This is a genomic window from Pseudomonas citronellolis (assembly GCF_900112375.1).
Classification (GTDB): Bacteria; Pseudomonadota; Gammaproteobacteria; order Pseudomonadales; family Pseudomonadaceae; genus Pseudomonas; species Pseudomonas citronellolis.
The window spans coordinates 1-1,238 of record NZ_FOLS01000076.1; the positions used below are offsets into that span (position 1 = coordinate 1).

A 1,238-nucleotide genomic window follows, 5' to 3' on the forward strand; every position below is an offset into this window, starting at 1 on the left:
CCGCTCCTTGTATGTCGACGACCCGCCATAACGGCGGGTAGTCTCCGGCTGATCACCGGAAGGAAGACCAGGAAGACGTGTCCGCTCCTAGGCTACGAGCCTGCACTGTAGATAGTCTCCTGCCTTCCCAATCCACTCGTGAGTCCGAACGGTATCTGGAGCCCCACCCGGTGGTAGCTCGCATAGGCAAGGTTGGATGGAGTGGAGTGCTGATGATGTAAAGCTGTAAGAGGTAGCAGGAGTTATGGCCATCGTAGTGGGCGTGGATATCGCCAAGAAAACTTTCGACATTGCGGTTCTGCAGAGCAATGGCAAATACCGCACCAAAGGCAACCTGAGCAACGATCAGTCGGGCTTCAGCGTCTTTGACCTGTGGCTGCAAAAACATGCCGAGCCAGGGGCGTGGGTGGTGATGGAAGCCACCAACATCTATCACGAAGCCTTGGGCGACTATCTGTTGGCCCGGGGATATCGTGTCTGCGTGATGAATCCGGCACGTATCGCCAGCTATGCGCAAAGCCAGTTGCAGCGGGTCAAGACCGACAAGGTCGACGCCAAGTTGATCGCCCTCTACGGCGCCCGGCATGTCGAGGATCTCCAGCTCTGGCAGCCTGACCCGGTGAGCGTGCGGCAACTCCGTGCGCTGGTACGGCGCTACGAAGAGCTCAAGGAGCTGTTCCAGATGGAAATCAACCGCCTGGAAACCGCCAAGAGCGACGTGGTGAAAGAGTCGATCCTGTCGGTCTCGGCCCATCTGGAACAGCAGATTGAACAGACGCTGGAAGCGATTCGCCAACATATCGACGACGATCCTGACTTGCGGGGCAAGCGCGATCTGCTGACGAGTATCGAGGGTATCAGCGACAAAACTGCAGCCCTGTTGCTGGCCGAACTTGGATCAATCAGCCGCTTCGAGAGTGCCCGGGCGGTCGTGGCTTTTGCAGGACTCAATCCGAGGCTCAGGGAATCCGGCCAACACAAGGGCCAGGTGAGGATCTCAAAGATCGGCTCACGCCTCTTACGTGCAGGCCTGTTCATGCCAGCCATCTGTGCCATGAGCCATAACCAGGCGGTACGGGCATTGCGTTTACGGCTCGAAGAGAAAGGCAAAGCGGGTAAACAGATCATCTGTGCGGCCATGCGCAAACTGCTGCAGATTGCCTACGGCGTCCTCAAGTCGGGCCAGCCCTACAACGTGGAACTGGCCCTTGCTCGAGGCTAGGTGACACGGTATCTAC

1 protein-coding gene is annotated in these 1,238 nt (G+C 57.9%); it reads left to right on the forward strand.

What is annotated here, in order from left to right:
• Positions 1-244: 244 nt before the first annotated feature.
• Entirely contained in the window at positions 245-1,222 is a 978-nt protein-coding gene (locus tag BM060_RS32035; protein WP_074986594.1) for an IS110 family RNA-guided transposase, read from the forward strand.
• The last annotated feature ends 16 nt before the right edge of the window (positions 1,223-1,238 follow it).